Genomic DNA, 19,275 nt, shown 5'->3' on the forward strand with positions numbered 1-19,275 from the left:
AGGTGACGGGGCATGCCGGGGTGCCCCTGCTCACGTTCGGGTGGTGAGTGGTTGGGTTCGTTGCGCTGTTGTTGTGTGGTGAGGTTCGGGCTACGCGGCCGGTTCGAGCGAGACCTGCCAGCCCAGTGACTGCAGGGCTTGGATGTGGTGGCGCGTGGCGCGGGTGGTGTTGCGGTGCTTGTCGTAATGGTCGGGGCCGAGGTCCTCGAAGTGGGCGTCGGGATCGGACAGCAGCTGCCAAATGATGACGTAGTGGAGTTGCTCGGCATGGTCGGGGGTGAGGTCATCGCAGTAGCTGTGGGGTCGTTCGCGGTTGTAGAACACCACCCACTCGGCGGTGCCCAGTGAGAGTTCGCTCGCACCGTGGAATCGGGCTGGTTGTCGACGAGCTCGTTCTTGTAGTCCGAGTTCACCGACTCCACCAGGGCATCGTCGTAGCTATCCCCAACGCTTCCAATAGAGGCCGCGATTTCTTCCTCGGCCAGCCGCTGCCCGAACACAATTGCGGTGTACTGTGATCCCGCGTCTGAATTAAACCGAATTCCTGTTAACACCGATTATGCCGGGGTCTGGGTTAAGCCGAGGAATGGCGAGTTGTCCTGTACGGGTTAGGGTGTGTGACCGGTTTCTCGGCTTAATGTTTGTGCGGGGTGTGGCTAGCGTCGATGCGTATCCGTATGTCCTCTGGAAGGAGAAGGTCATGGATACGACGGTCGCAGGGATCGCTTCAGTTGTTGTCGCACAGCTACGTTCGGCCGGTTACATGGAATCGACGATCGGTCAGTACAAGAAGACGATCAAAGCTCTCACGGTGTTCGTTGCTGAGCAGGGCGGGGTGTACACGCCGGAGCTGGGCGCACGATTCGCAGCGATGACGACCAGCCCGCGCACGGGCCGGTTCAGCGCCCAACGACGGTTCGATTACCGACGGCTGATCGCCCTGTTCGACTCCTATGTCCTGACCGGGCGAGTAGACATCTCGACGAGGAAACGTGGTGGCGGAGGCGCTGTCCCGGCCACGGACGAGTTCGTTGAGCTGGCAGATGCGTGGGAGGCCGAGATGGCTCGGCGCGACCTGGCACCGGCCACCTGCGAGGCCTACGGACGAATCGCCCGCGGCTATCTGGTGTTCCTGGAATCTCGCGGCGTGGGATCGGTGCCGAAGGCTGACGGTGCCAGCGTGCTGGAGTTCCTCGAATCGCTGACCGACCGGTGGGCGCGGTCGTCACTGTTCTGGGTGGTCTCGAACCTGCGACCATTCCTGCAGTTCACCGGACGGATCGAGTTGGTCGAGGCGGTCGGGATGGCAGGGATCACACGTCCCCACCGGATCGTGCCGGTGCTCTCCGAAGCCGACGAGGTGAGGGTGGTGCAGGCATGCCTGTCCGGATCGGTCCGTGCGCGCGATGCGGCAATCACGTTGTTGGCATTGACCACCGGGCTACGGTCGTGCGACCTTGTCGCGCTGCGGCTCGGTGATATCGATTGGCGCACACAGACCGCGTCGATCGTGCAGCAGAAGACCCACAACCCGTTGACGGTGCCGCTGATGCCTGCGGTGGTCGACAAGCTCGCCACCTACGTCCTCGAGGAGCGCCCCGCCGCATCCGATGATCACGTGTTTCTGCGGTGCAAAGCGCCGCACAGGCGTTTGGGCAACCATGCGGCGATCCATCGGATCACCGCCGGGGTGTTCGCCCGGGCGGGGGTGACCGAGTTCAAGGGCGGTACCGCGTTGTTGCGCCACAACGCGGCATCCCGGTTGCTGCGGGCATCGGTCCCGCTACCGACGATCTCGGCGGTGTTGGGTCACGCCAGCGCGGACTCGACCAACACCTATCTCAGCGTCGATCGTGACCGGCTGCTCGGCTGCGTCCTCGACGTCCCCGCACCGGCGGTGCGGTCATGAACCGCCACGGGTTCACCAGCGCGTTCGCCGCGCAGTTGGATGCCTACCTCGATTTCAAGACGGCGATGGGATTCTACGGGGCCTCGAGAATCTGGTACCTGCACAAGTTCGATGACTTCTGCACACGCCACAACCGCACCCGCTTCGATCAGGCCACCGTCGAAGAGTGGGTCAGTGAGCAGCTGACCCGCTCCGGTGAGTTCCGGTCATGGATGTCCTACATCCGAGACTTTGGGCGCTGGTTGCAGGTGCACGGCGACCACGACGCCTACGTGCTCTCCCCAGCGTGGAAAGCCCAGTTCGTGCCGGCGCACCCGTACCTGCTCACCGAAGCGGAGATCGACCGCTTCTTTGCCGCCGCGGCCGGCATGGCCACGACCTCGCCGTGGCGATGGCAAGCGGTCGCGTTCTTCACCCTGATGCATTCGTGTGGACTGCGCACCGGCGAGGTACGCCAGTTGGAGCCCATCCACATCCATCTGCGTGAGGGATATCTCGATGTGATGGGCGCCAAAGGCAACCGCAGCCGTCGGTTACCGCTGACCGACGACGTCATCGCCGTCCTCGAGAGCTGTGAGCAGATCACGGCCCGCCGGTTCGGCCGCGCCCGCGGCACTTTCTTCGTCTCCTCCACCGGCCGGCCGGTCACCGCGGCAACGGTGGGAGTGATGTTCAACCGGATCTGGGACCGGGCCGGCCTGCCCCGCCCCGAGGGCGGGCAGCGGCCCCGGCCCTACGATTTCCGTCATCATTTCGCCTACGCGAACATCGACCGCTGGATGGCCCGCGGCATCGACGTGACCGCGATGCTGCCCTACCTGGCGCGCTATATGGGGCACGCGTCATTCGATTCCACCTTCTACTACATCCAGACCTCGCCGCGGTTCCTCGACGCCTATGCTCACCTCACCGCCGCCATTGCGTCGGTGCTACCCGAGGTCGGGTTTCGATGAAACGCGACCCGCGCACCGGTGCCCCGCAGTTCTACGCCTTGGCCCGCACCTGGCTACACGTGTATCTGCCCACTGCTCAACATCGTTCGCCGAACACGATCGAGGCCTACCGGATCAGTCTGGAATGCTTTCTGGGATATCTGACCGCCGAACACCACATCGACCGCATCCACGTCACTTTCGACCACTTCGATCATGCCCACCTGCTGGGCTGGCTGACCTGGATGAGCGAGCACCAGCACTACACGCCCGCCACGATCGCGCTGCGCCTCAGTACGATCAAGGCGTTCCTGGCTTACTGCGGTGCCGAAGACCTCACCCTGGTCACCTTGGGCCAGCGTGCAGCCACTCTCAAGGCCCCGGCATCACCGAGGAAGCCTGTCGAGTTCCTCACCGAACCGCAAACCCGAGCTTTGCTCGCGGCGTGGACGGGCGCCACCGTCAAGTCGCGCCGTAACCGGATGCTGTTGATCTTGTTGTACGACACCGCCGCCCGGGTCGGGGAGATCACCGCGCTCACTCTCGGCGACCTGCACCTGGCCGCGCCCGGGCACCTCACGCTGACCGGTAAACGCAACAAGACCCGCGTCGTTCCGTTGACCACCACGACAATCGACCACCTCCGCGTCTTCCTCGACGAGTTCCATCCCGAGCCCAGAAACGCCACCCGTCCACTGTTCTACAGCCTGCGTAACGGCAAACCCGCGCCGCTATCAACGGATTCCGTTGCAGTCGTGCTCAAATCAGCCGGCCTCGCGGCCCGAAAAACCTGCCCATCAATGCCCGACCGAATCCACTGCCACATGCTCCGCAAGACCAAAGCGATGGACCTATACCAGCAAGGAATCCCGTTGCCGATCATCATGCGACTCCTCGGCCACGAGAACATGTCGACCACCACCGCGTTCTACGCGTTCGCGACCGTCGACATGATGCGCCACGCCATCGACGCAGCTACCCCGGCCATCGACGGCCCCGCGCCCGACAGCCTCACCGATGAGAAACTCCGTGCCCTCTACAGCCTCCGCTGACCCTCAACGTTAAGACGAGAAACCAGCTACACACCCTAACCCGTACAGGACAACTCGCCATTCCTCGGCTTAACCCAGACCCCGGCATAATCTGAATGATGTACGAGTTTCGTCAAATCAACGACGCCACATCGCTTTCGGTTGTCGATCGCGCTGTTGATGGCATCGGTCACCAGGTTCACTGTCATTTCCGAGGCCACTTTCCAGCCGACGATCCTGCGCGCGAACACGTCGATGACAAATGCCGTATAGGACCACCCTGATTCGGTACGACAATACGTAAAATCGTCTACGACAGGAAACACGCCCGTAGCCGTCGGCGGGATAATCGAGGTGCGGCGCGCAGCAACTCGGCGCGGCGTTCGGCGTTGTTTCCGCCTGGGCGCCCGCGCCAGGTTCCCGAAACCGCGAATCGTGAGCCGTATTCGGTGCTTCGGCCGTCGCCCGAAAGCGTATTCGCCGGGGCGCCTGACCACACAGATCGGTCACTGTGGACGTTGCGTGTCACACAGGAACCGACCAGACCGGCGCAGCGCTACAGTGCGACAGTGGGAACATCGTGGCCACGCCCGAGCGTGCGCATCTCGGCGCTCATCCGGCTGGTGGCGGAGCACATGCTCGCCGCAGCCGACACAGCAGCGGAAGAGGTGACGGCGGCGGCACACGAGTCGGCGGATTACCGCGCCGTGCTCGACGACCCGCAGCTCGTCGACGCGGACCGCCGGATGAACAGGACCAACATGCTGCACTGGTTGTCCGCGAACATCCAGGCTCCGGGCATGCGGGTTCCGCCGAGCATGGACCCGGAGATCTTGCAGTTCGCGCGGGACGTCGTGCGCCGTGGGCTGGATCTGCACGACCTGGGTTCCTGGCGTGGCGCTCAGCACGGCGCGTGGTCGATGTGGGTCGACGGCTGCTTCGCCGCCACCACCGACCTCGACGAACTCCGGGAACTGATAAAGGTGTCCGAGCGCTCGATGGCGACGTTCATCGACGATTCGATCGCCGCGCTCGACGAGTTCGTGGAGCGGGAGCGCGCCGATCTCGCCAAGGGGGCGAACGCCGAGCGACACGCCACGGTCCAGCTCCTGCTCGAAGGCGCGCCGATCGGTCGCACGCGGGCGGAATCCCGTCTCGGCTACGCCCTGACAGGGCACCATGTGGCCGCGATCATCTGGAGCGACTCGGCGGACGAGGCAGCGGGCCTCGACACCGCCGCGGAGGCGGTGATGCGGATGTGCGGCGCCGGTCGGCGGCTCACGCTCAACGCGAGCACCACCGCTCTGTGGGTGTGGGTCCCGGCCCACGTGGTCCCACCGGCCGAGGTCGCCGAACAGATCGTCGCGGAAACCCCGGGAATCCACCTCGCCTTCGGGCGGCCGGGCGAGGACCTCGAAGGTTTCCGCCGCACCCACCTCGACGCGGCGGCGGCGCAGCGCATGCTGGCCCGACTGGGCTCGAACCGGACCGTCGTGCGCTATGAAGACGTCGCGCTGGTCTCGGTGCTCACTGCCGACATGGCCCAGGCCGATCAGTTCGTCGACGACACCCTGGGCGACCTGGCCACCGCCGATCCCGCGCTGCGCGAGACGGTGCTCACCTACGTCCAGGAGCGGTTCAACGGTTCCGCCGCCGCGGAACGGTTGTTCACCCACAGGAACACCGTCGAGCGGAGGCTGGCGCGCGCCGACCAGCTCCTGCCCGTGCCGCTAGCCGAGAACGCTGCGAGCGTCGTCGCCGCGCTCATGCTGGTGCAACTGCGCGACTGACGCCGCCGTGTCCTCGACCGGGGCCGTCGTGGTTCCGGCTCACCCCGCGGCGACGACCTTCGCCTGGGCCGCGAAGCCGAGGTCCCCGAGGGCGGCGACACCTACCCCGACATCTGAGTCAAGGCCGTGAGGGTCTGGAGATGTGCGGCCCATGCGAATTCGGATCCGGAGCAGAGGATGGCCGCCGCCTCACCGATGTCGGCGGGCTAGCCGGGGATCGAGCCGTCCAGGTAGGCCGGCGTGCGTGCGAGTGCGGCACCCATCAGTCCACAGTCGAGGACCGTGACGCCATGAGCGGTGTTCTTCTGCACGGGTGCGTCTCCCCCGTGTTCGGTTCGGGTCATGGTGGCCGGCCTACATCGGCAGGTCCGGCGAGTCAACGCCGACCACACGGTCGCCGCAGAACACCCGGATCGACTCGGCCGGACCGTGTCCGCCGATGCCAGACGGACCCCAGAAGCTCTGCGCGGAGTCGTCGCCGAGGTCGGCGACCTTCGCACCGTTGACGCGGACCTCGCCGGACTTGACCCGGGCACCGACGGCGATCGCGCGGTCGGTGTCGGTGCCGAAGACGTACGCGTCGAGGCCGGACGGGTGTGCGTTCGCCGCCCGCAGCGCCTCCTCCTCGGAGTCCACGCCGTGCAACGAGACGACCGGCCCGAACAGCTCCGCCGTTGTGCGGTCGGGGTCGGAACCGGTGGCGATCGTGGGAGACAGGAAGAACCCTGCCAGGGCGGGGAGCTCGCCCGGCTGGTCGACCTCGGCTCCGAGCGCGCGCAGACCGTCGATTCGCTGCTGCAGCGTGCGGTGGTGCGGCTCGTTGGAGATCGGGCCGATGTCGGTCGCCTCGTCCAGCGAGTGCCCGATTCGCAGTTTCGCGATGCGCTCTACCAGCGCCTCACGGAGCGGCTGCACCAGGTGCTGCGGCGCGAGTACCTTGCCCGGGCCCTCGCACCATTGTCCGTTGAGGTTCGTCATGCCCGTGAGGATCCCGTCGGCGGTCGCGTCGAGGTCGGCGTCGTCGAGCACGATCACCGGGTTGTTTCCGCCCAGCTCCAGCTGCAGGACCTTGAAGTCCTCCGCTGCGGCGCGGGCTATCGCCCGCCCCGCGCCCGGGCCGCCCGTGAAGGACACGACCTGGATCCGATGGTCACCCGTCAGTGCGGCACCGATCTCGCCGGTGCCGTGCACCACTTGAAGGGCGCCGTCGGGCAGGCCGGCGTCGACGAGGCACTCAGCGATCACCTGCGCGCTCGCGGGCGCGTGCTCGGAGGGCTTGAGCAGGACGGGGCAGCCGGCGGCGACGGCGCTTGCGACCTTGGCCGCCGGGATGAAACTGGGGCCGTTCCAGGGGGTGAGGATCGCCGCTGGGCCCCACGGGATCCGGTGCAGCCGTACGTCGCGGCCGCCCGCGGAGAGCGCAGCGACGCGGGCGATGTTCCGTGCCTCGGCGGCCGCACCGCGTAGGCGGTGCGGAAGGAACGCCGCGATCTTGCGGGTGGCGCCGATCGCCGTGCCACTGGTGAGCGCGTCGACCCGCGCGATCTCCTCGAGCCGCTGATCGACGTTGGCCGCGGCCCGCTCCAGTGCCTCGGCGCGTTCGATCCGGAAGTCGTCGGCGGTGAAGTCCGTCGCGTCGTAGACGCGCTGCGCGAGGTCCAGCGCGCGGTCCAGATCGGCCTGGGTGGTGGTCACCGTGCGGTGGACGGGGGCGCCGGTGTTCGGGTCGACGTTCCAGGTGTCGAGCGTCTCGCACTCGATCCACTCCCCGGCGATGTAGCTGCGGGGCTGGGCGAGGGTGGTTGTGATTTCGGTGGTCATAGGGTCACCTCGGTCTCGGAGCGGGTGGGCATGGCGACGACGATCCGCGTGACGTCGCCCGATTTCATGGATTCGAAGCCCTCGTTGATCGCCTCGAATCCGATGACGTCCGTGACCATCTCGTCGAGCAGCAGTCGGCCTTGCTGGTAGAGGCCGGCGAACTGCCCGATGTCCTCGCGTGCCTGGCCGGAGCCCATGTACGAGCCGATCAGGCGCTTCTCGCTGAAGAAGAAGTCGGAGGCGGGGACGGGTACGTCGGTGCCGTCGGGCGCGATGCCGACCAGGCACGCGGTGCCGGTGGCGCGCACGATCGCGAGTGCCGTCGCGGCGGTGCGCGCCGAGCCGACGGCCTCGAAGGCGTAGTCCACGCCGTCGCCGCCGAGCAGTTCGGTGATCTCGGCTCGCACGTCGCGCGCACCGTTCACGGTGTGCGTAGCACCGTACTGGTGCGCGGCCTTCAGCCGGGCGTCGTCGAGGTCGATTCCCACGATGGCGGACGCGCCGGCCAGCCGCGCGCCCTGGATGATGGCCGATCCGACTCCGCCGCAGCCGATCACGGCGACGGTGGAACCGGGGCGCACCTGCGCCCCGCGGAACACAGCGCCGACGCCGGTCACGATGCAGCAGGAGAGCAGGCAGCCGACGCGGGTCGGTACGTCGTCGGGCAGCTTCACCACGGCGTTCGCGCGGAGCAGGATGTGCTCGGAGAACGCGCCGACGTCGCCGAGGCGGGCGACGGGCGTCCCGTCGGGCAGCGAGTACGCGGGCCGGGGGCGGCGCCGGATCTCCGCCTGGCGCTGGCACTGGGTGGAGCGGCCGGCGTTGCAGTTCGCGCACTGCCCGCACGACGGGGTCAGCGCGCCGGTCACAAGGTCGCCGGGCTTGAGGTCGGTGACGGCGGAGCCGATCGACTCGACGACGCCCGCCACTTCGTGCCCGACGACGACCGGCATCTCGGATTCGACGGTGCCGGTCATGTAGTGCAGGTCGCTGTGGCACAGTCCCACGTGGGTGACGGCGACCCGCACCTCGTGCGGCTCGGGATCGTCGACGTGGATGTCGGTCAGGTGCAGTGGCCGGCCCACCTCGGTGAGCACGGCGGCGCGGGTGGTGATCATCGGTTCGCTCCGTTCACGGTGCCGGGTGTGCGTGCGTCCCAGAAGCTCTGAACGCCGGCGGTGAGCGAGCCGCTGTTCCAGGACTCGTCGGCGGCCGCGTCCTCACGTTCGAAGGCGCGCTCGATCTCCTCGATCGACGGTCGCAGCAGCTCCAGGTGCAGAGCGGTGTTGTTGACGCCCTCGGGGGTCCACGCGTGCACGGTGTCGATGGCGCGGGCCAGCAGCGCCTCCGGCTCGACGATCTCGTTCAGCAGGCCGATCTTCAGCGCCTCGTCGGAGCCGACGCGCTCGGAGGCCAGGACCATGCGCATCGCGTGGCCGCCGGCGATGCGGGGTAGCAGGATGCTGGACGCGTTGGAGATGGTCAGGCCGCGTCCGTTCTCGGGCTGGTAGTACTCCGTCCGCAGCGTGCCCAGTCGGGCGTCGCAGCACAGCGTGATCTCCGACGCGCCGCCCACGGCGATGCCGTTGATCGCCGCGATCACGGGGACCCGGGTCTCGATCACTGCGCGGGTCACGTCGTGGAAGCTCTCGAAGCTCTCCCGCATCTCCTCGAAGGACGTGGGAGCGGCGGCGAGGTCCTCGCCGGCGCTGAACGCGCGTCCGGTCCCGGTGAGCACGATGCCCCTGGCCTTGTCGCCGGTGCCGTACTCGCGGATCAGCGCCGACAGGCGCCTGCGCATCGGTGCGGTGAGAGCGTTGAGCTTCTCGGGCCGGCGCAACGTGATGACGGCGACCTCCCGGGTCACCTCGACGAGCACATGCTCGGTCGCATGATCGCTGTCGTTCACCTTGTTCACCTTGTTCTCCTTGGTCGACGGGGCCGGCGCGCGCAGGTCGTGGACGGTGCCGGGGGCCTGCGCGGCGCGGGCCTTGAGTGCGGGTTTGGACACCCGCTCGGACGGGGTGCGCGGGAAGTCCGCGACGAATTCGACGTAGCGCGGCACCTTGAAGCGGGCGAGGCTTTCGGCGACGCGGGCGACGATCGCCTCAGCCGTCGCACGGTCGGGGGCGACGCCCGCCGCGAGCTGCACGAAGGCCTTGACCTCCTCGCCGAGCACGTCGTCGGGTTCGGCGACGACGGCGGTCGCGACGACGGCGCCGTCGCGTTCGAGCGCGGCTTCCACCTCCGCGGCGGCGACGTTCTCACCGCCGCGCCGCACCATGTCTTTGAGGCGGCCGACGAGGCGGATCCCTCCGTGCTCGTCCTTGACGGCGACGTCACCGGTGTGCAGGCGACCGTCGCGTAGGGTCCTCTCGGTCTCCTCGGGGCGGTTCCAGTAGCCGAGCATCATCGGCGTCCCGGCCACGGTCAGCTCGCCCGGTGTCCCCGCCGGGACCTCGGCACCGTCGGCGTCGACGATCCTGACCTGCTTGGTGGGTACGGGATGCCCGAGGGTTCCGCTGCCGACGGCGGCGTCGTCGTTGAACCTGCTGAACAGGTCGATCCCGCTCTCCGTCATCCCGTAGACCTCGCGCCAGGGTGCGCCCCAGCGCTCCTCCAGCGCGGCGTGCAGCGCCGTGGGGATGGCGGAGCAGAAGACGCCACGTAAGCGATTCGCGCGATCGTCGGGGCCTGGCGGCTGCTTGTACAGCAACGTGGGCATCGAGCCGAGCACGTAGCAGAAGGTCGCGCCGTGGCGGCGCACGTCACGCATGAAACCGGACGCCGAGAACTTCGGCAGTACCACCAGCGGAGCGCCGGTCGTCAACGCCAGCACGGTGTTCCACTGCGGGTCCATATAGGAGAAGGGCTGGGCCGTGAGCAGCACGTCGTCGGGACCGAGGCAGGCCGCTCCTGCGCAGGTCCAGCCGATCCGGGTCCAGTAGTCGTGCGTGAGCATGCACGCCTTCGGGAAACCGGTGGTCCCCGAGGTGTACTGCAGGTTCGCGAGAATGTCTGGGCCGATGCCCACGTCCGGGGCGGTGGACGGGTGCTCGGTGCCGGTGGTCTCCGCGACGTCGACGACGACGACGCCGCCCAACGCGGAATCGCTCGCGATCACCTCGCGCACCAGCGGCAGATGGTCCGCGTCGGTCACGATCACGCGGGCGCCGGAGTCCTCCAGCACGAACCGCAGGTCAGCGGCGCGGTAGGCGGAGTTGACGGGCACGGCGACCGCGCCGGCCTTGAGCACGGCGAACCAGGTGAGCGGCCAGGCCGCGACGTTGGGCAGCATGATCGCGACCCGCTCGCCCGGGGCAATGCCGTGGTCCGAGATCAGCAGGTGCGCGAGCCGCGACGATGCCGCGTCGGCCTGCTCGTAGGTCCACGACTCGTCGCCGAACCGCAACAGCTCCGCACCCGGCGTGCGGGTGGCACCGTCGGCCAGGAGACCCGTGACGGTGCCGATCCGGGGGGCGTCACCGAGCTCGTCCACGGCGACGGCGCGGCGTCGCGCGGTCTCTTGGGGGTGGGATGTGGTGGTCACTACCAGGCCTCCTGTCGGGTCGTCGATTCGTCGACGATCCAGGCCATCGCCGGGTCATCGCTGTCCATCCATTCGGGGTGCCACTGCACGCCGAGGATCGGCGCGCCGGGCGCCTCCACGGCCTCGATGACACCGTCGGACGTCCGGCCCGTCACGATCAGGCCGTCCCCGCACCGGTCGACGGCCTGGTGGTGCCACGAGTTCGTCGTCATGCTCGGGCCGAAGACCCGCGCGGCGGTCGACCCGGGCTCGAACCGCACCACGTGAACGGCGTCGCCGTCGGTGGGCGCGGACTGCGGCGAGAGGTGCGGGATAGGACCCGCCGGGAGGTCGGGAATCAGCGTGCCCCCGAGCGCGGAATTGAGCACCTGCAGCCCCCGGCACACCCCCAGCACCGGGATCCCGCGGTCGACGGCCGCACGGGTGAGTGCGAACTCGTAGTCGTCGCGTTCCGGATCGTGCGCGTTCGTGTCGGTCCTCGGGTCGACGTCGCGTACGACCGCGGTGTCCCCGCCCCAGCGGGCGGGGTGGACGTCCTGCCCACCGGTGATCACCACGCCCGACAGCCACTCGCAGGCGTCGTCGGGCTCGGCGTCGTAGGGCAGGTGCACCGGCAGCCCGCCGGCCTGCGCGATGCGGGTCGCGAACGCGGACATGAACGAGTCCATGCACGCCTTGCCGTAGCGCGGGTCCGAGCCGGCGATCAGGCTCAGTTCGAACCGGCGGCCGGTGATCCCGATGAGTGGCGGGCGGTTCATGAGAACTCGAAGTAGCGTCGGGACTCCCACTCGGAGAGCTCGGCGTACGGATCACCGCCCGTGGTGTGGAACTGCATCCACTCCCACCGGCGCGAGGCGGTCCAGAAATCCACGAATTCGTCTCCCAGGTACTCGCGCAGGATCTCGTCGCTGTCGAGCGCGTCGATCGCCTTGGTCATCGAGTCGGGGATCCGCGCGATGCCGCAGTCATCGGGCAGGCACCACGCCATGTCGTCGACCTGCGGCGGGGGCGCCATCCCCTTCTCGATCCCCGCGACGATGCCGGCGAGGACGCCGGCGAGCGCGTAGTAGGGGTTGACGTCCGAGCCGGGTACGCGGTACTCGAGACGGGAGTACTTCGGATGGCCGGCGATCGCCCGCAGGGCCGCGGTCTTGTTGTTCACGCCCCAACTGATCGTGGTGGGCGGCCCCGATACGTCGACGAGACGGCGGTACGAAGTGATCTGCGGCAGCGCCAGCAGGGTGTTCCCGGCCATCGTCGCCATCAGGCCGCCGACGGCCTGCAGCATCGTCTCCGACGGTCCGTCGGGCGCGTAGAACTGGTTCACACCGTGCCGCTGCAGCGACACGTTCAGGTGCGCTCCCTGCCCGAAACCGGCCGTCGGCTTGGCCATGAAGGTCACCGATCGGCCGTGCTCGCAGGCGATCTCGCGCATGACCTGCTTCGTGCGCACCCAGGAATCGGCGAGCGCGAGCGGATCGGTGGGAGCGATGTTCAGCTCGGTCTGGCCCGGCGCGGCCTCGTCGGTCCACGCCTCCCACACGATGCCGAGCTCGTCGAGCCGGTCCGTGACCGCCTCCATATACGCGATCCAGTCGGAGGATCGGGCCAGGTTGTAGGTGGCGCCGGTCTCGCCGCCGAGGGCGGTGAGGTCGCGGTAACCGCGAGCTCTGGCCTCCTGGATGGACTCCTCGAACAGGGTGGTCTCGATCTCCACCGCGACCGTCGCCGTGTAACCCAACGCTCCGAGGCGCTCGATGAGGCGGCGCACCATGTTGCGGGGACAGATCGGCACCGGGTTGCCGTCCTTCATCCAGAAGTCGCCGATCACGGACTGCACGCCGGGCTTCCACTCGACGAGCGTGTTCATGTCCGGGAGGAGGGCGATGTCGTAGAGGTTGCCGCGCCACTCGGGATAGGCGTCGCCGAACACAATGTCGGTGCCCATGTCGATAGCGAACAGTACGTCGGCGAACGCGAAGCCGGACTCCTTGCCGGCGGCGAACTTCGCGGGGGTGACGTTCTTCCCCATGAAGCTGCCGTCGTGGTTGGTCGCCTCCACGCGGTAGGCCTTGGCCGGGCCGGGTGCACCGGCTTCGGATCGGCTGGGATCAGACATCGTAACGGGCCTTCCACGAGGCAGCGGTCATTACCGACAGCTGCGCGAGAGTGCCCTGGACCCGCAGGCCACGCTCCAGGGCGGTGAACAGGAAATCGGTGCCGGTGAAGAATCCGGCCAGTGCGTCTGGGCTGCCGACGATGCGGTAGGCGACGTCCCCGACGCCGAACCTCCTCTCCTGCGAGCCCTCGATTCCGCGGGCGACCACGGTCAACACGTCGGGCATGCCGGGGATGGTGCGGGTCTGTTCCCAGAAGCGGGCACCCGCTTCCTGCCAATCGGGCAGCGGGACCTGTAGGGCGCCGAGCACCGCGGCGGCGAGATCCGCGTCGCCCTCGGTATCGACCCGCGCGCACCGGCTGTCGAGGTCGACGACCACGGTGGCGTCGACCGGGGCGAAAACGCCTCCGGTCACGGCGACCATGCCGTCGGCAAAGGTGACAGTGGCGGCCTGCGGTGTCGAGTGGGAGCGGATCGCGATGGATCCGGAACCGCGCCCGAGCAGGTCGGCCGCGTGGCCGGTCCGACTCGCGTCCCGCAGGATCCGGCCGAGGAGGCGGACGATCGGCGTCGCGTCATCGTCGATCTCGATCCGGAGGACGTTCGCAACTCCGGATGGGCGGATGGTGGTGGTTTCCATGGCGTGTCCTACTTTCTGGAAGGTGGTGGCCCGCTGTGCGCGGCCGGAGTCATTCAAGGGCCGCGTACACGTCCGGCCGGTTCCGGCGCAGCCCGGCGGCCCATACAAGGCCGGAGAGGAAGGCCGTGGCGAGGACAGCGAGGAACACGTCGGCCAGGCCGTCCGAGCCGATGAGCAGGTCGAAGTTGCCGACGACCATGACGAGGATCGTGCCGAGCGCTATGAGCGCGAGGACGGGCGCGACATTGCCTCGCCACATGCCGGCCGTGCGGACCCGGAGGAAGTGCACGACGATCGCGGCGGAGGTGAGCACCAGCAGAGCGATCAGACCGAGCGTTCCGGCTCCGCCGAACCAGGCGTAGACCTCGGTGACGGGATCCAACCCGCCGATCGCCGTCACCGCTACCAGCACGCTGATGACCGCAGAAGTGAGCAGCGATGCGACGTGCGGCGACCGGTGCGCGGGGTGCACCGCGCCGAGGCGCCGGGGCAGGGCGTCCTGCCTGCCGAGGGCGAACAGGTACCGCGAGACCACGTTGTGCGCGGTCAGGATGCACGCGAAGAAGCTGGTGACCAGGAGCACCTGCACACCGTCGTGCGCGACCTGCGAGATGTACCGCGTCGCGAGCCCGGGCGCGAGCCCCTCGGGGTCCTGCGCGGCCAGCTCGGCGGCGCGGGAGACACCGAGTCCGTTGATCATCGCCCAGGAGGAGAAGGCGTAGATCACGGCGATGAGGACCACCGCGATATAGGTGGCGCGCGGGACGGTGCGGTCGGGGTCCTTCGCCTCGGACCGGAACACTGCGGTCGCCTCGAAGCCGACGAATCCGAAGACCGCGAACATGATCCCGGTTCCGGTGGTGCCGCTGGAGAACGCGCCCCAGGACAGCGGCTCGGCCGAGAGACCGTCGGCACCACCGCGCAGCACGATCGCGAGGTCGACCAACGCTACGATCCCGATCTCCGCGACCAGCAGCACACCGAGCACGCGGGCGCTCACCTCGACGTTGCGGTACCCGAGGTAGCCGATCGCCGCGAGCCCGGCCGCAGAGAGGATCCACCACGGCACCGACAGGCCGGTGAACGTGGTGATCACGTTGCGGGCGGCGGCACCGAGGTAACCCGTCACGGAGACGATCAGGACGGCGTAGGTGACCAGGGCGAGCGCCGCCGCACCCAGGCCGACGGTGGTTCCCAGGCCTCGCTGGACGTACGAGTAGAAGGCGCCGGCGTTGCGGACCTCGGGCGTCATCGCGGAGTAGCCGACGGTGAACAGCACCAGCACGATCCCGACGATCACGAAATCGACGGGGGTACCGATGCCGTTCCCGGTACCGAGCATGAGAGGGATCAGCCCGGCGAAGACCGTGAGCGGTGCGGCGAACGCCACCACCATGAAGACGATCTGCGGGACGCCGAGGGTGCGGTTGAGGCCGGTGCCGGTTTCCGGTGCCTGGACTTCACGCTGCTGCGTCATGAGAGCACGCCCCCGCCGACCCGGGCGCCCGCGGCGGTCAGAACCTCCGAGGCCGCGCGCTCCGCGGCGCTGACGGCACCGTCGATGTAGCCCTGGTTCAGGATCGCCGTCTCCGTGCCGGCCCAATGAATCCGGCCCACCGGCCGGCGATCGGCGTCGGTGTACTGGGTCAGCGAACCGGGCGCGCGGGAACCGACGCAGCCGCTGATCCACTGCTCGTGCGTCCAGTCCTTCTCCAGGTACGCCGCCGGATTCGCGGCCTCAGGCCCGAACAGAGTGGTCAGATCGGCGAGGAAGGCGTCCTGGCGCGCCGCGGGATCGTCGAGGATCGCGTCGGACCAGTGCTGGCCACCGCCGGCGCCGGCGGTGCCGTGGAAGGTCAGCAGGATGCCGACGCTCGCGTCGGGCGGAGAGTTGTCGACGACGTAGTTCGCGACCGGGAGGTCGCTGACGGCCTGACCGTTCAGCCCCTGCTCGCGCCAGAACGGGCGGTCGTAGACCGCGAACAGCTTGTTCTCGGAGCCGGTACTCCACCGTCGCTGCAGCATGCTGCGCCGGGTCGGGAGGTCGGGCGTGAACCGGATGCGCGTCGCGTCCGCCGGCGACATCGCGACGATGACGCGGTCCGCCTCGACGTCGAGCCGCGCAGAGCGGACGAGCACCCCGTCGGCGTCCTGGTGGACGTCGGACACCGGGGAGTCGAGCACCACTGCCGGCCCGAGGTCGGCCGCCATGCGGTCGGCTATCGCCGCCGTGCCGCCCACCACCCGCGACTCCTGCGCACCGTCGGTGATGTTGACGGCGTGATCAATACCGCCACCCCCCTTGATCCGCGCGAGCTGGACCAGCAGCGAGGTGCTGTGCAGGTCCTCCGCGTTGGTCACGGTGAAGGCCATCGTGAACATCTCCTTGGCCTCCGCGGTGAACGAGTGCGCGTCCAGCCACCGGCCGAACGTCGTCGCGTCCCACTCCTGCGCCCGGCGCGCCGTCCACGGGGCCTCGAGAGGAACCGATTTCGCCATCCGCTCGAGCCGCAGCTGCAGCTGGGCGAAGTCGGCGATGGCCAGGGTGCTCATCGGCGGGATCGTTCCGTCGTAGCGCCTGGACCTGCCGCGCCGGTGGTAGATCGACTTGCCGTCGATGAACGTCTTGAACGTCGTGAGGCCCAACTCGTCGATCAGTGCGAGGATGCGGTCCTGGCCGGGGCCGACCCACTGGCCGCCGCCCTCGGTGATCACGTCGCCGGTCACCTGCAGGTTCATCGTGCGGCCGCCGACGCGGTCGCCGGCCTCGATCACGGCCACCGAACGTCCGGCCTGGGTGAGCCGCCGCGCCGCCGTCAACCCGGAGATCCCGGCGCCGATCACCACGACGTCCACGGTGCGCTGCTCTGTCATGCCGCCACCTTCTCGATGTGGGAGACGACGTGGTCCGCGATGCGCAAGGCGAGCGCGTCGGGAAGGTGATGCCCCATGCCCGGGATCACGATGTGGCGGGCGTGGGGGATCGCGGCGGCGGTCGCATCGCCGCCCGACGGTGCGACGATGAGATCGCGGTCTCCGTTGATCACCAGGGTGGGCGCCGTGATCCGTGCCAGCTCGGCGGTGCGGTCGCCCGACGCCGCGATCGCCTGGATCTGCCGGGCGGTGCCGGCGACACCGTCGCCCGCGGTGCGGTTCCAGGTGGTGACGGCATGCGCCGCCTCCTCGACCTCGTCGATCGGGTACGCCGTGCCGGCGAGATGGGCCGTCATCCGCAGGTGCGCCCGGACGGCGCCCACCCGGTCCCGCGGGGGCGGGCTCGCGATGAGCGCCATGGTCGACGCCGCGGGCTGCCCCACCTTCGGATTCCCGGTGGTGGAGTACAGCGACGTCAGCGACGCGGTCAGTTCGGGGTACCGCGCGGCGACGGTCTGCGCGATCATGCCGCCCATCGACCGCCCCACGACGTGCGTGGCCCCTAGCCCGAGGTGCTCGATCAGCTGGGCCGCGTCGTCGGCCATATCCCCTAGCGTGTAGGCGTCGCGGCGGGCCTTGCCGAGCAACTGCCGCAGCGTGTTCGGCGGCGGCGCCGCCGCGTACGTCGACCGCCCGCAGTCCCGGTTGTCCATGCGGATCACCAAGAATCCCGTGGCGGTCAGCGCCGACACGAATCGGTCCGACCAGGTCGTGAGGTCCTCGGCGAGACCGGCGACCATCAGCACGGGCGATGCTCCGTAGTGGCCGTCCATCCGGTAGCAGATGCGCGTGCCCCCCGGGAGCGGGGCGAACCTGTCCTCGGTGTGCTCAGGCACGGACGACCTCCTTCGCCGTCGACGGTGCTGCGTCGTCCGTCGTGGAGCCGAACACCAGGGCGTCGTCGAGCAGCGGGCCGCGGAGGATCTTGGCGTCCTGCTGGTACGACATGGACATCTGGAACAGGCCCGTGCCCTGCTTGGGGATGACGTCGCGGGCGCGCTGGGCGTAGCCGGAGCTCAGGTCCACGATCGGCCGGCGTTCCATGCCGGGGTCGGCTTCGACACGGACGCTGTCGTAGCCGAAAACGTCCATGTGCGTGACCAAGTCGCAGAAGTAGCGGGCGAGGATCCCGACCTTGAGCGTCCATGCGGACGTGGTGTAACCGATCGAGATGGCCAGGTTGGGGATGCCCGAGAGCAGTGCGCCGCGGTACGCGACCGTGTCCGGGAGGTGGATCGGGGTGCCGTCGACCTCGAGGTCGATACCGCCGAGCATGCGCATGTTCAGGCCGGTCGCGGTGACGATGAGGTCGGCGTCGAGGTGTTCGCCCGATTCGAGCGCGATCCCGGACGCGGTGAACCGGTCGATCTTGTCGGTGTTGATGGAGGCGGCGCCGGTGCTGAGCGCCTCGAAGAAGTCGCCGTCGGGGCACAGGCACAGACGCTGGTCCCACGGGTTGTACGGCGGGTTGAAATGGGTATCCACGTCGTAGCCCTCCGGCAGGGACTTGGCGTTGACGCGCCGGATGATCTTGCGCGTGAGGTTCGGGAACGCGCGCATGAACTTGACCTGGCCGAGGTCGGTCCAGATGTTGGTGAACCGGGTCATCGCGTAGCCGCGCTTCTCGCCGAACAGCCGGCTGAGCAGCTGGGCGAAGCTGTCGACCTTGGGCCACGGCACAACGTAGGTCGGCGTGCGCTGCAGCATGGTGACGTGCTCGGCGGCACCCGCGTGGTTCAGCATCGACGGGATCAGCGTGACCGCGGTGGCGCCGCTGCCGATGACCACCACCTTCTTTCCGGCGTAGTCGTAGTCCTCGGGCCAGTGCTGGGGGTGAATGATGTCGCCCGTGAAGTCCTCGCGGCCCTCGAAGTGCGGGGTGTACCCCTCGTCGTAGCGGTAGTAGCCGGTGCCGGCGAAGATCCAGTTCGTGGTGATGCGCCGGTCGCCGTCGGGGGTGTGGACGTCGAGGGTCCAGCGGGCGTCGGCGGACGACCACGAGGCGTGCTGGACGCTGTGCTCGAAGCGCACCAGCCGGTTCAGGTCGAACTCGTCGAGCGTCTCTTGCAGGTAGTCGACGATCTTCGGCGCTTCTGCGATGGCGTCCGGGTCGGTCCACGGCTTGAACTCGTAGCCGAAGGTGTGCAGACCGTTGTCTGACCGGATGCCTGGGTACTTGAACAGGTCCCAGGTGCCGCCGATGTTCGCGCGGCCCTCGAGGATCACCACCCGCTTGCCGGGGAACGCCTCGGTGATGTACTTAGCCGCGCCGATGCCGGAGATGCCGGCCCCCACGATGACGATGTCGAATTCTTCGGTCTGCGGGCGTGCCTTCATCATGTGCCCTTTCGGTGGTGACGATGTGTCGGTGGTCACTTGGTGTGCCCATGACGTTGCCGGTTCAGCCGTCGTGTGAGCCACAACGCACTGCTCCTAGTTCTCCGAGGGGGTAGTGCACTGTGCACACGCTCGTCGTGTCCGGTCGACGGCGATCGCACCACCTGGTGCAAGGTGTTGCGAAGGTCAGCCGAGGATGTTGCACCTCGCCG

16 protein-coding genes and 1 pseudogene are annotated in these 19,275 nt (G+C 68.4%); 4 read left to right on the top strand and 13 right to left on the bottom strand.

The features are described 5' to 3' along the window. Positions 1–90 precede the first annotated feature (90 nt). Positions 91–327 carry a hypothetical protein gene (locus AC4AMJ_RS08265; RefSeq protein WP_489917769.1) on the bottom strand — a complete coding sequence of 79 codons (237 nt, stop codon included), beginning with the start codon at positions 325–327 and terminating at the stop codon, positions 91–93. Between the two features lie 373 nt (positions 328–700). Between AC4AMJ_RS08265 and AC4AMJ_RS08270 the strand changes: the two genes are divergently transcribed. The 3 genes from AC4AMJ_RS08270 to AC4AMJ_RS08280 are packed head-to-tail and all read left to right on the top strand — an operon-like array spanning position 701 to position 3,893. Next, positions 701–1,909: a site-specific integrase gene (locus AC4AMJ_RS08270; RefSeq protein WP_489917770.1), complete on the top strand. Its 1,209-nt coding sequence runs from the start codon at positions 701–703 to the stop codon at positions 1,907–1,909. After that, the gene (locus tag AC4AMJ_RS08275; protein ID WP_489917771.1) at positions 1,906–2,862 is read left to right on the top strand and encodes a tyrosine-type recombinase/integrase; all 957 of its coding nucleotides are present in this window, start codon (positions 1,906–1,908) and stop codon (positions 2,860–2,862) included. The genes AC4AMJ_RS08270 and AC4AMJ_RS08275 overlap by 4 nt, the downstream gene beginning before the upstream one ends. Then, positions 2,859–3,893 carry a tyrosine-type recombinase/integrase gene (locus AC4AMJ_RS08280; protein ID WP_489895788.1) on the top strand — a complete coding sequence of 345 codons (1,035 nt, stop codon included), beginning with the start codon at positions 2,859–2,861 and terminating at the stop codon, positions 3,891–3,893. The genes AC4AMJ_RS08275 and AC4AMJ_RS08280 overlap by 4 nt, the downstream gene beginning before the upstream one ends. A 59-nt stretch (positions 3,894–3,952) precedes the next feature. On the opposite strand, the pseudogene AC4AMJ_RS08285 reads toward AC4AMJ_RS08280, so the two are convergent. Then, positions 3,953–4,186: pseudogene (locus tag AC4AMJ_RS08285) on the bottom strand (DDE-type integrase/transposase/recombinase); the annotation flags it as partial. A gap of 255 nt (positions 4,187–4,441) precedes the next feature. Between AC4AMJ_RS08285 and AC4AMJ_RS08290 the strand changes: the two are divergent. Beyond that, on the top strand, positions 4,442–5,662 hold the full coding sequence (locus tag AC4AMJ_RS08290) for a PucR family transcriptional regulator (RefSeq protein ID WP_489895790.1): 1,221 nt from the start codon (positions 4,442–4,444) through the stop codon (positions 5,660–5,662). Positions 5,663–5,868: 206 nt separating this feature from the next. Here the strand turns inward: AC4AMJ_RS08290 and AC4AMJ_RS08295 are convergent, their stop codons facing one another. Genes AC4AMJ_RS08295 through AC4AMJ_RS08345 form a run of 11 tightly spaced genes read right to left on the bottom strand, consistent with a single transcriptional unit; the run spans position 5,869 to position 19,063 of the window. After that, the gene (locus AC4AMJ_RS08295; protein ID WP_489895792.1) at positions 5,869–6,006 is read right to left on the bottom strand and encodes a hypothetical protein; all 138 of its coding nucleotides are present in this window, start codon (positions 6,004–6,006) and stop codon (positions 5,869–5,871) included. 10 nt (positions 6,007–6,016) lie between these two features. Further along, positions 6,017–7,483, bottom strand: a complete 1,467-nt coding sequence (locus tag AC4AMJ_RS08300) for an aldehyde dehydrogenase family protein (protein ID WP_489917772.1) — start codon at positions 7,481–7,483, stop codon at positions 6,017–6,019. Next, entirely contained in the window at positions 7,480–8,601 is a 1,122-nt protein-coding gene (locus AC4AMJ_RS08305) for a Zn-dependent alcohol dehydrogenase (RefSeq protein ID WP_489895796.1), read from the bottom strand. The genes AC4AMJ_RS08300 and AC4AMJ_RS08305 overlap by 4 nt, the downstream gene beginning before the upstream one ends. Further along, the gene (locus AC4AMJ_RS08310; protein WP_489917773.1) at positions 8,598–11,033 is read right to left on the bottom strand and encodes an AMP-binding protein; all 2,436 of its coding nucleotides are present in this window, start codon (positions 11,031–11,033) and stop codon (positions 8,598–8,600) included. The genes AC4AMJ_RS08305 and AC4AMJ_RS08310 overlap by 4 nt, the downstream gene beginning before the upstream one ends. Continuing rightward, the gene (locus AC4AMJ_RS08315; RefSeq protein WP_489895800.1) at positions 11,033–11,791 is read right to left on the bottom strand and encodes a gamma-glutamyl-gamma-aminobutyrate hydrolase family protein; all 759 of its coding nucleotides are present in this window, start codon (positions 11,789–11,791) and stop codon (positions 11,033–11,035) included. Before AC4AMJ_RS08315 ends, AC4AMJ_RS08310 begins: the two co-directional genes overlap by 1 nt. Beyond that, the gene (locus AC4AMJ_RS08320) at positions 11,788–13,152 is read right to left on the bottom strand and encodes a glutamine synthetase family protein (RefSeq protein WP_489917774.1); all 1,365 of its coding nucleotides are present in this window, start codon (positions 13,150–13,152) and stop codon (positions 11,788–11,790) included. The genes AC4AMJ_RS08315 and AC4AMJ_RS08320 overlap by 4 nt, the downstream gene beginning before the upstream one ends. After that, positions 13,145–13,792, bottom strand: coding sequence for a hypothetical protein (locus AC4AMJ_RS08325; RefSeq protein WP_489917775.1), 648 nt, complete (start codon positions 13,790–13,792; stop codon positions 13,145–13,147). Before AC4AMJ_RS08325 ends, AC4AMJ_RS08320 begins: the two co-directional genes overlap by 8 nt. A gap of 49 nt (positions 13,793–13,841) precedes the next feature. Next, positions 13,842–15,269, bottom strand: coding sequence for an APC family permease (locus tag AC4AMJ_RS08330; protein WP_489917776.1), 1,428 nt, complete (start codon positions 15,267–15,269; stop codon positions 13,842–13,844). Continuing rightward, positions 15,266–16,666, bottom strand: a complete 1,401-nt coding sequence (locus tag AC4AMJ_RS08335; protein WP_489895808.1) for a flavin monoamine oxidase family protein — start codon at positions 16,664–16,666, stop codon at positions 15,266–15,268. The genes AC4AMJ_RS08330 and AC4AMJ_RS08335 overlap by 4 nt, the downstream gene beginning before the upstream one ends. Next, complete coding sequence (locus AC4AMJ_RS08340) at positions 16,663–17,562, bottom strand: alpha/beta fold hydrolase (protein WP_489895810.1); 900 nt, start codon at positions 17,560–17,562, stop codon at positions 16,663–16,665. Before AC4AMJ_RS08340 ends, AC4AMJ_RS08335 begins: the two co-directional genes overlap by 4 nt. After that, the gene (locus AC4AMJ_RS08345) at positions 17,555–19,063 is read right to left on the bottom strand and encodes a flavin-containing monooxygenase (protein ID WP_489895812.1); all 1,509 of its coding nucleotides are present in this window, start codon (positions 19,061–19,063) and stop codon (positions 17,555–17,557) included. Before AC4AMJ_RS08345 ends, AC4AMJ_RS08340 begins: the two co-directional genes overlap by 8 nt. Positions 19,064–19,275: the final 212 nt, after the last annotated feature.

The organism is Gordonia sp. LMA484, from assembly GCF_058129505.1.

Bases quoted from the DNA above. Each gene is read 5' to 3' on its own strand.
- AC4AMJ_RS08345 (WP_489895812.1), bottom strand. From the start codon at position 19,063: ATGAAGGCACGCCCGCAGACCGAAGAATTCGACATCGTCATCGTGGGG.
- AC4AMJ_RS08335 (WP_489895808.1), bottom strand. From the start codon at position 16,666: ATGACAGAGCAGCGCACCGTGGACGTCGTGGTGATCGGCGCCGGGATC.
- AC4AMJ_RS08320 (WP_489917774.1), bottom strand. From the start codon at position 13,152: ATGTCTGATCCCAGCCGATCCGAAGCCGGTGCACCCGGCCCGGCCAAG.
- AC4AMJ_RS08295 (WP_489895792.1), bottom strand. From the start codon at position 6,006: ATGACCCGAACCGAACACGGGGGAGACGCACCCGTGCAGAAGAACACC.
- AC4AMJ_RS08275 (WP_489917771.1), top strand. From the start codon at position 1,906: ATGAACCGCCACGGGTTCACCAGCGCGTTCGCCGCGCAGTTGGATGCC.
- AC4AMJ_RS08325 (WP_489917775.1), bottom strand. From the start codon at position 13,792: ATGGAAACCACCACCATCCGCCCATCCGGAGTTGCGAACGTCCTCCGG.
- AC4AMJ_RS08330 (WP_489917776.1), bottom strand. From the start codon at position 15,269: ATGACGCAGCAGCGTGAAGTCCAGGCACCGGAAACCGGCACCGGCCTC.
- AC4AMJ_RS08305 (WP_489895796.1), bottom strand. From the start codon at position 8,601: ATGATCACCACCCGCGCCGCCGTGCTCACCGAGGTGGGCCGGCCACTG.
- AC4AMJ_RS08270 (WP_489917770.1), top strand. From the start codon at position 701: ATGGATACGACGGTCGCAGGGATCGCTTCAGTTGTTGTCGCACAGCTA.
- AC4AMJ_RS08300 (WP_489917772.1), bottom strand. From the start codon at position 7,483: ATGACCACCGAAATCACAACCACCCTCGCCCAGCCCCGCAGCTACATC.
- AC4AMJ_RS08280 (WP_489895788.1), top strand. From the start codon at position 2,859: ATGAAACGCGACCCGCGCACCGGTGCCCCGCAGTTCTACGCCTTGGCC.
- AC4AMJ_RS08315 (WP_489895800.1), bottom strand. From the start codon at position 11,791: ATGAACCGCCCGCCACTCATCGGGATCACCGGCCGCCGGTTCGAACTG.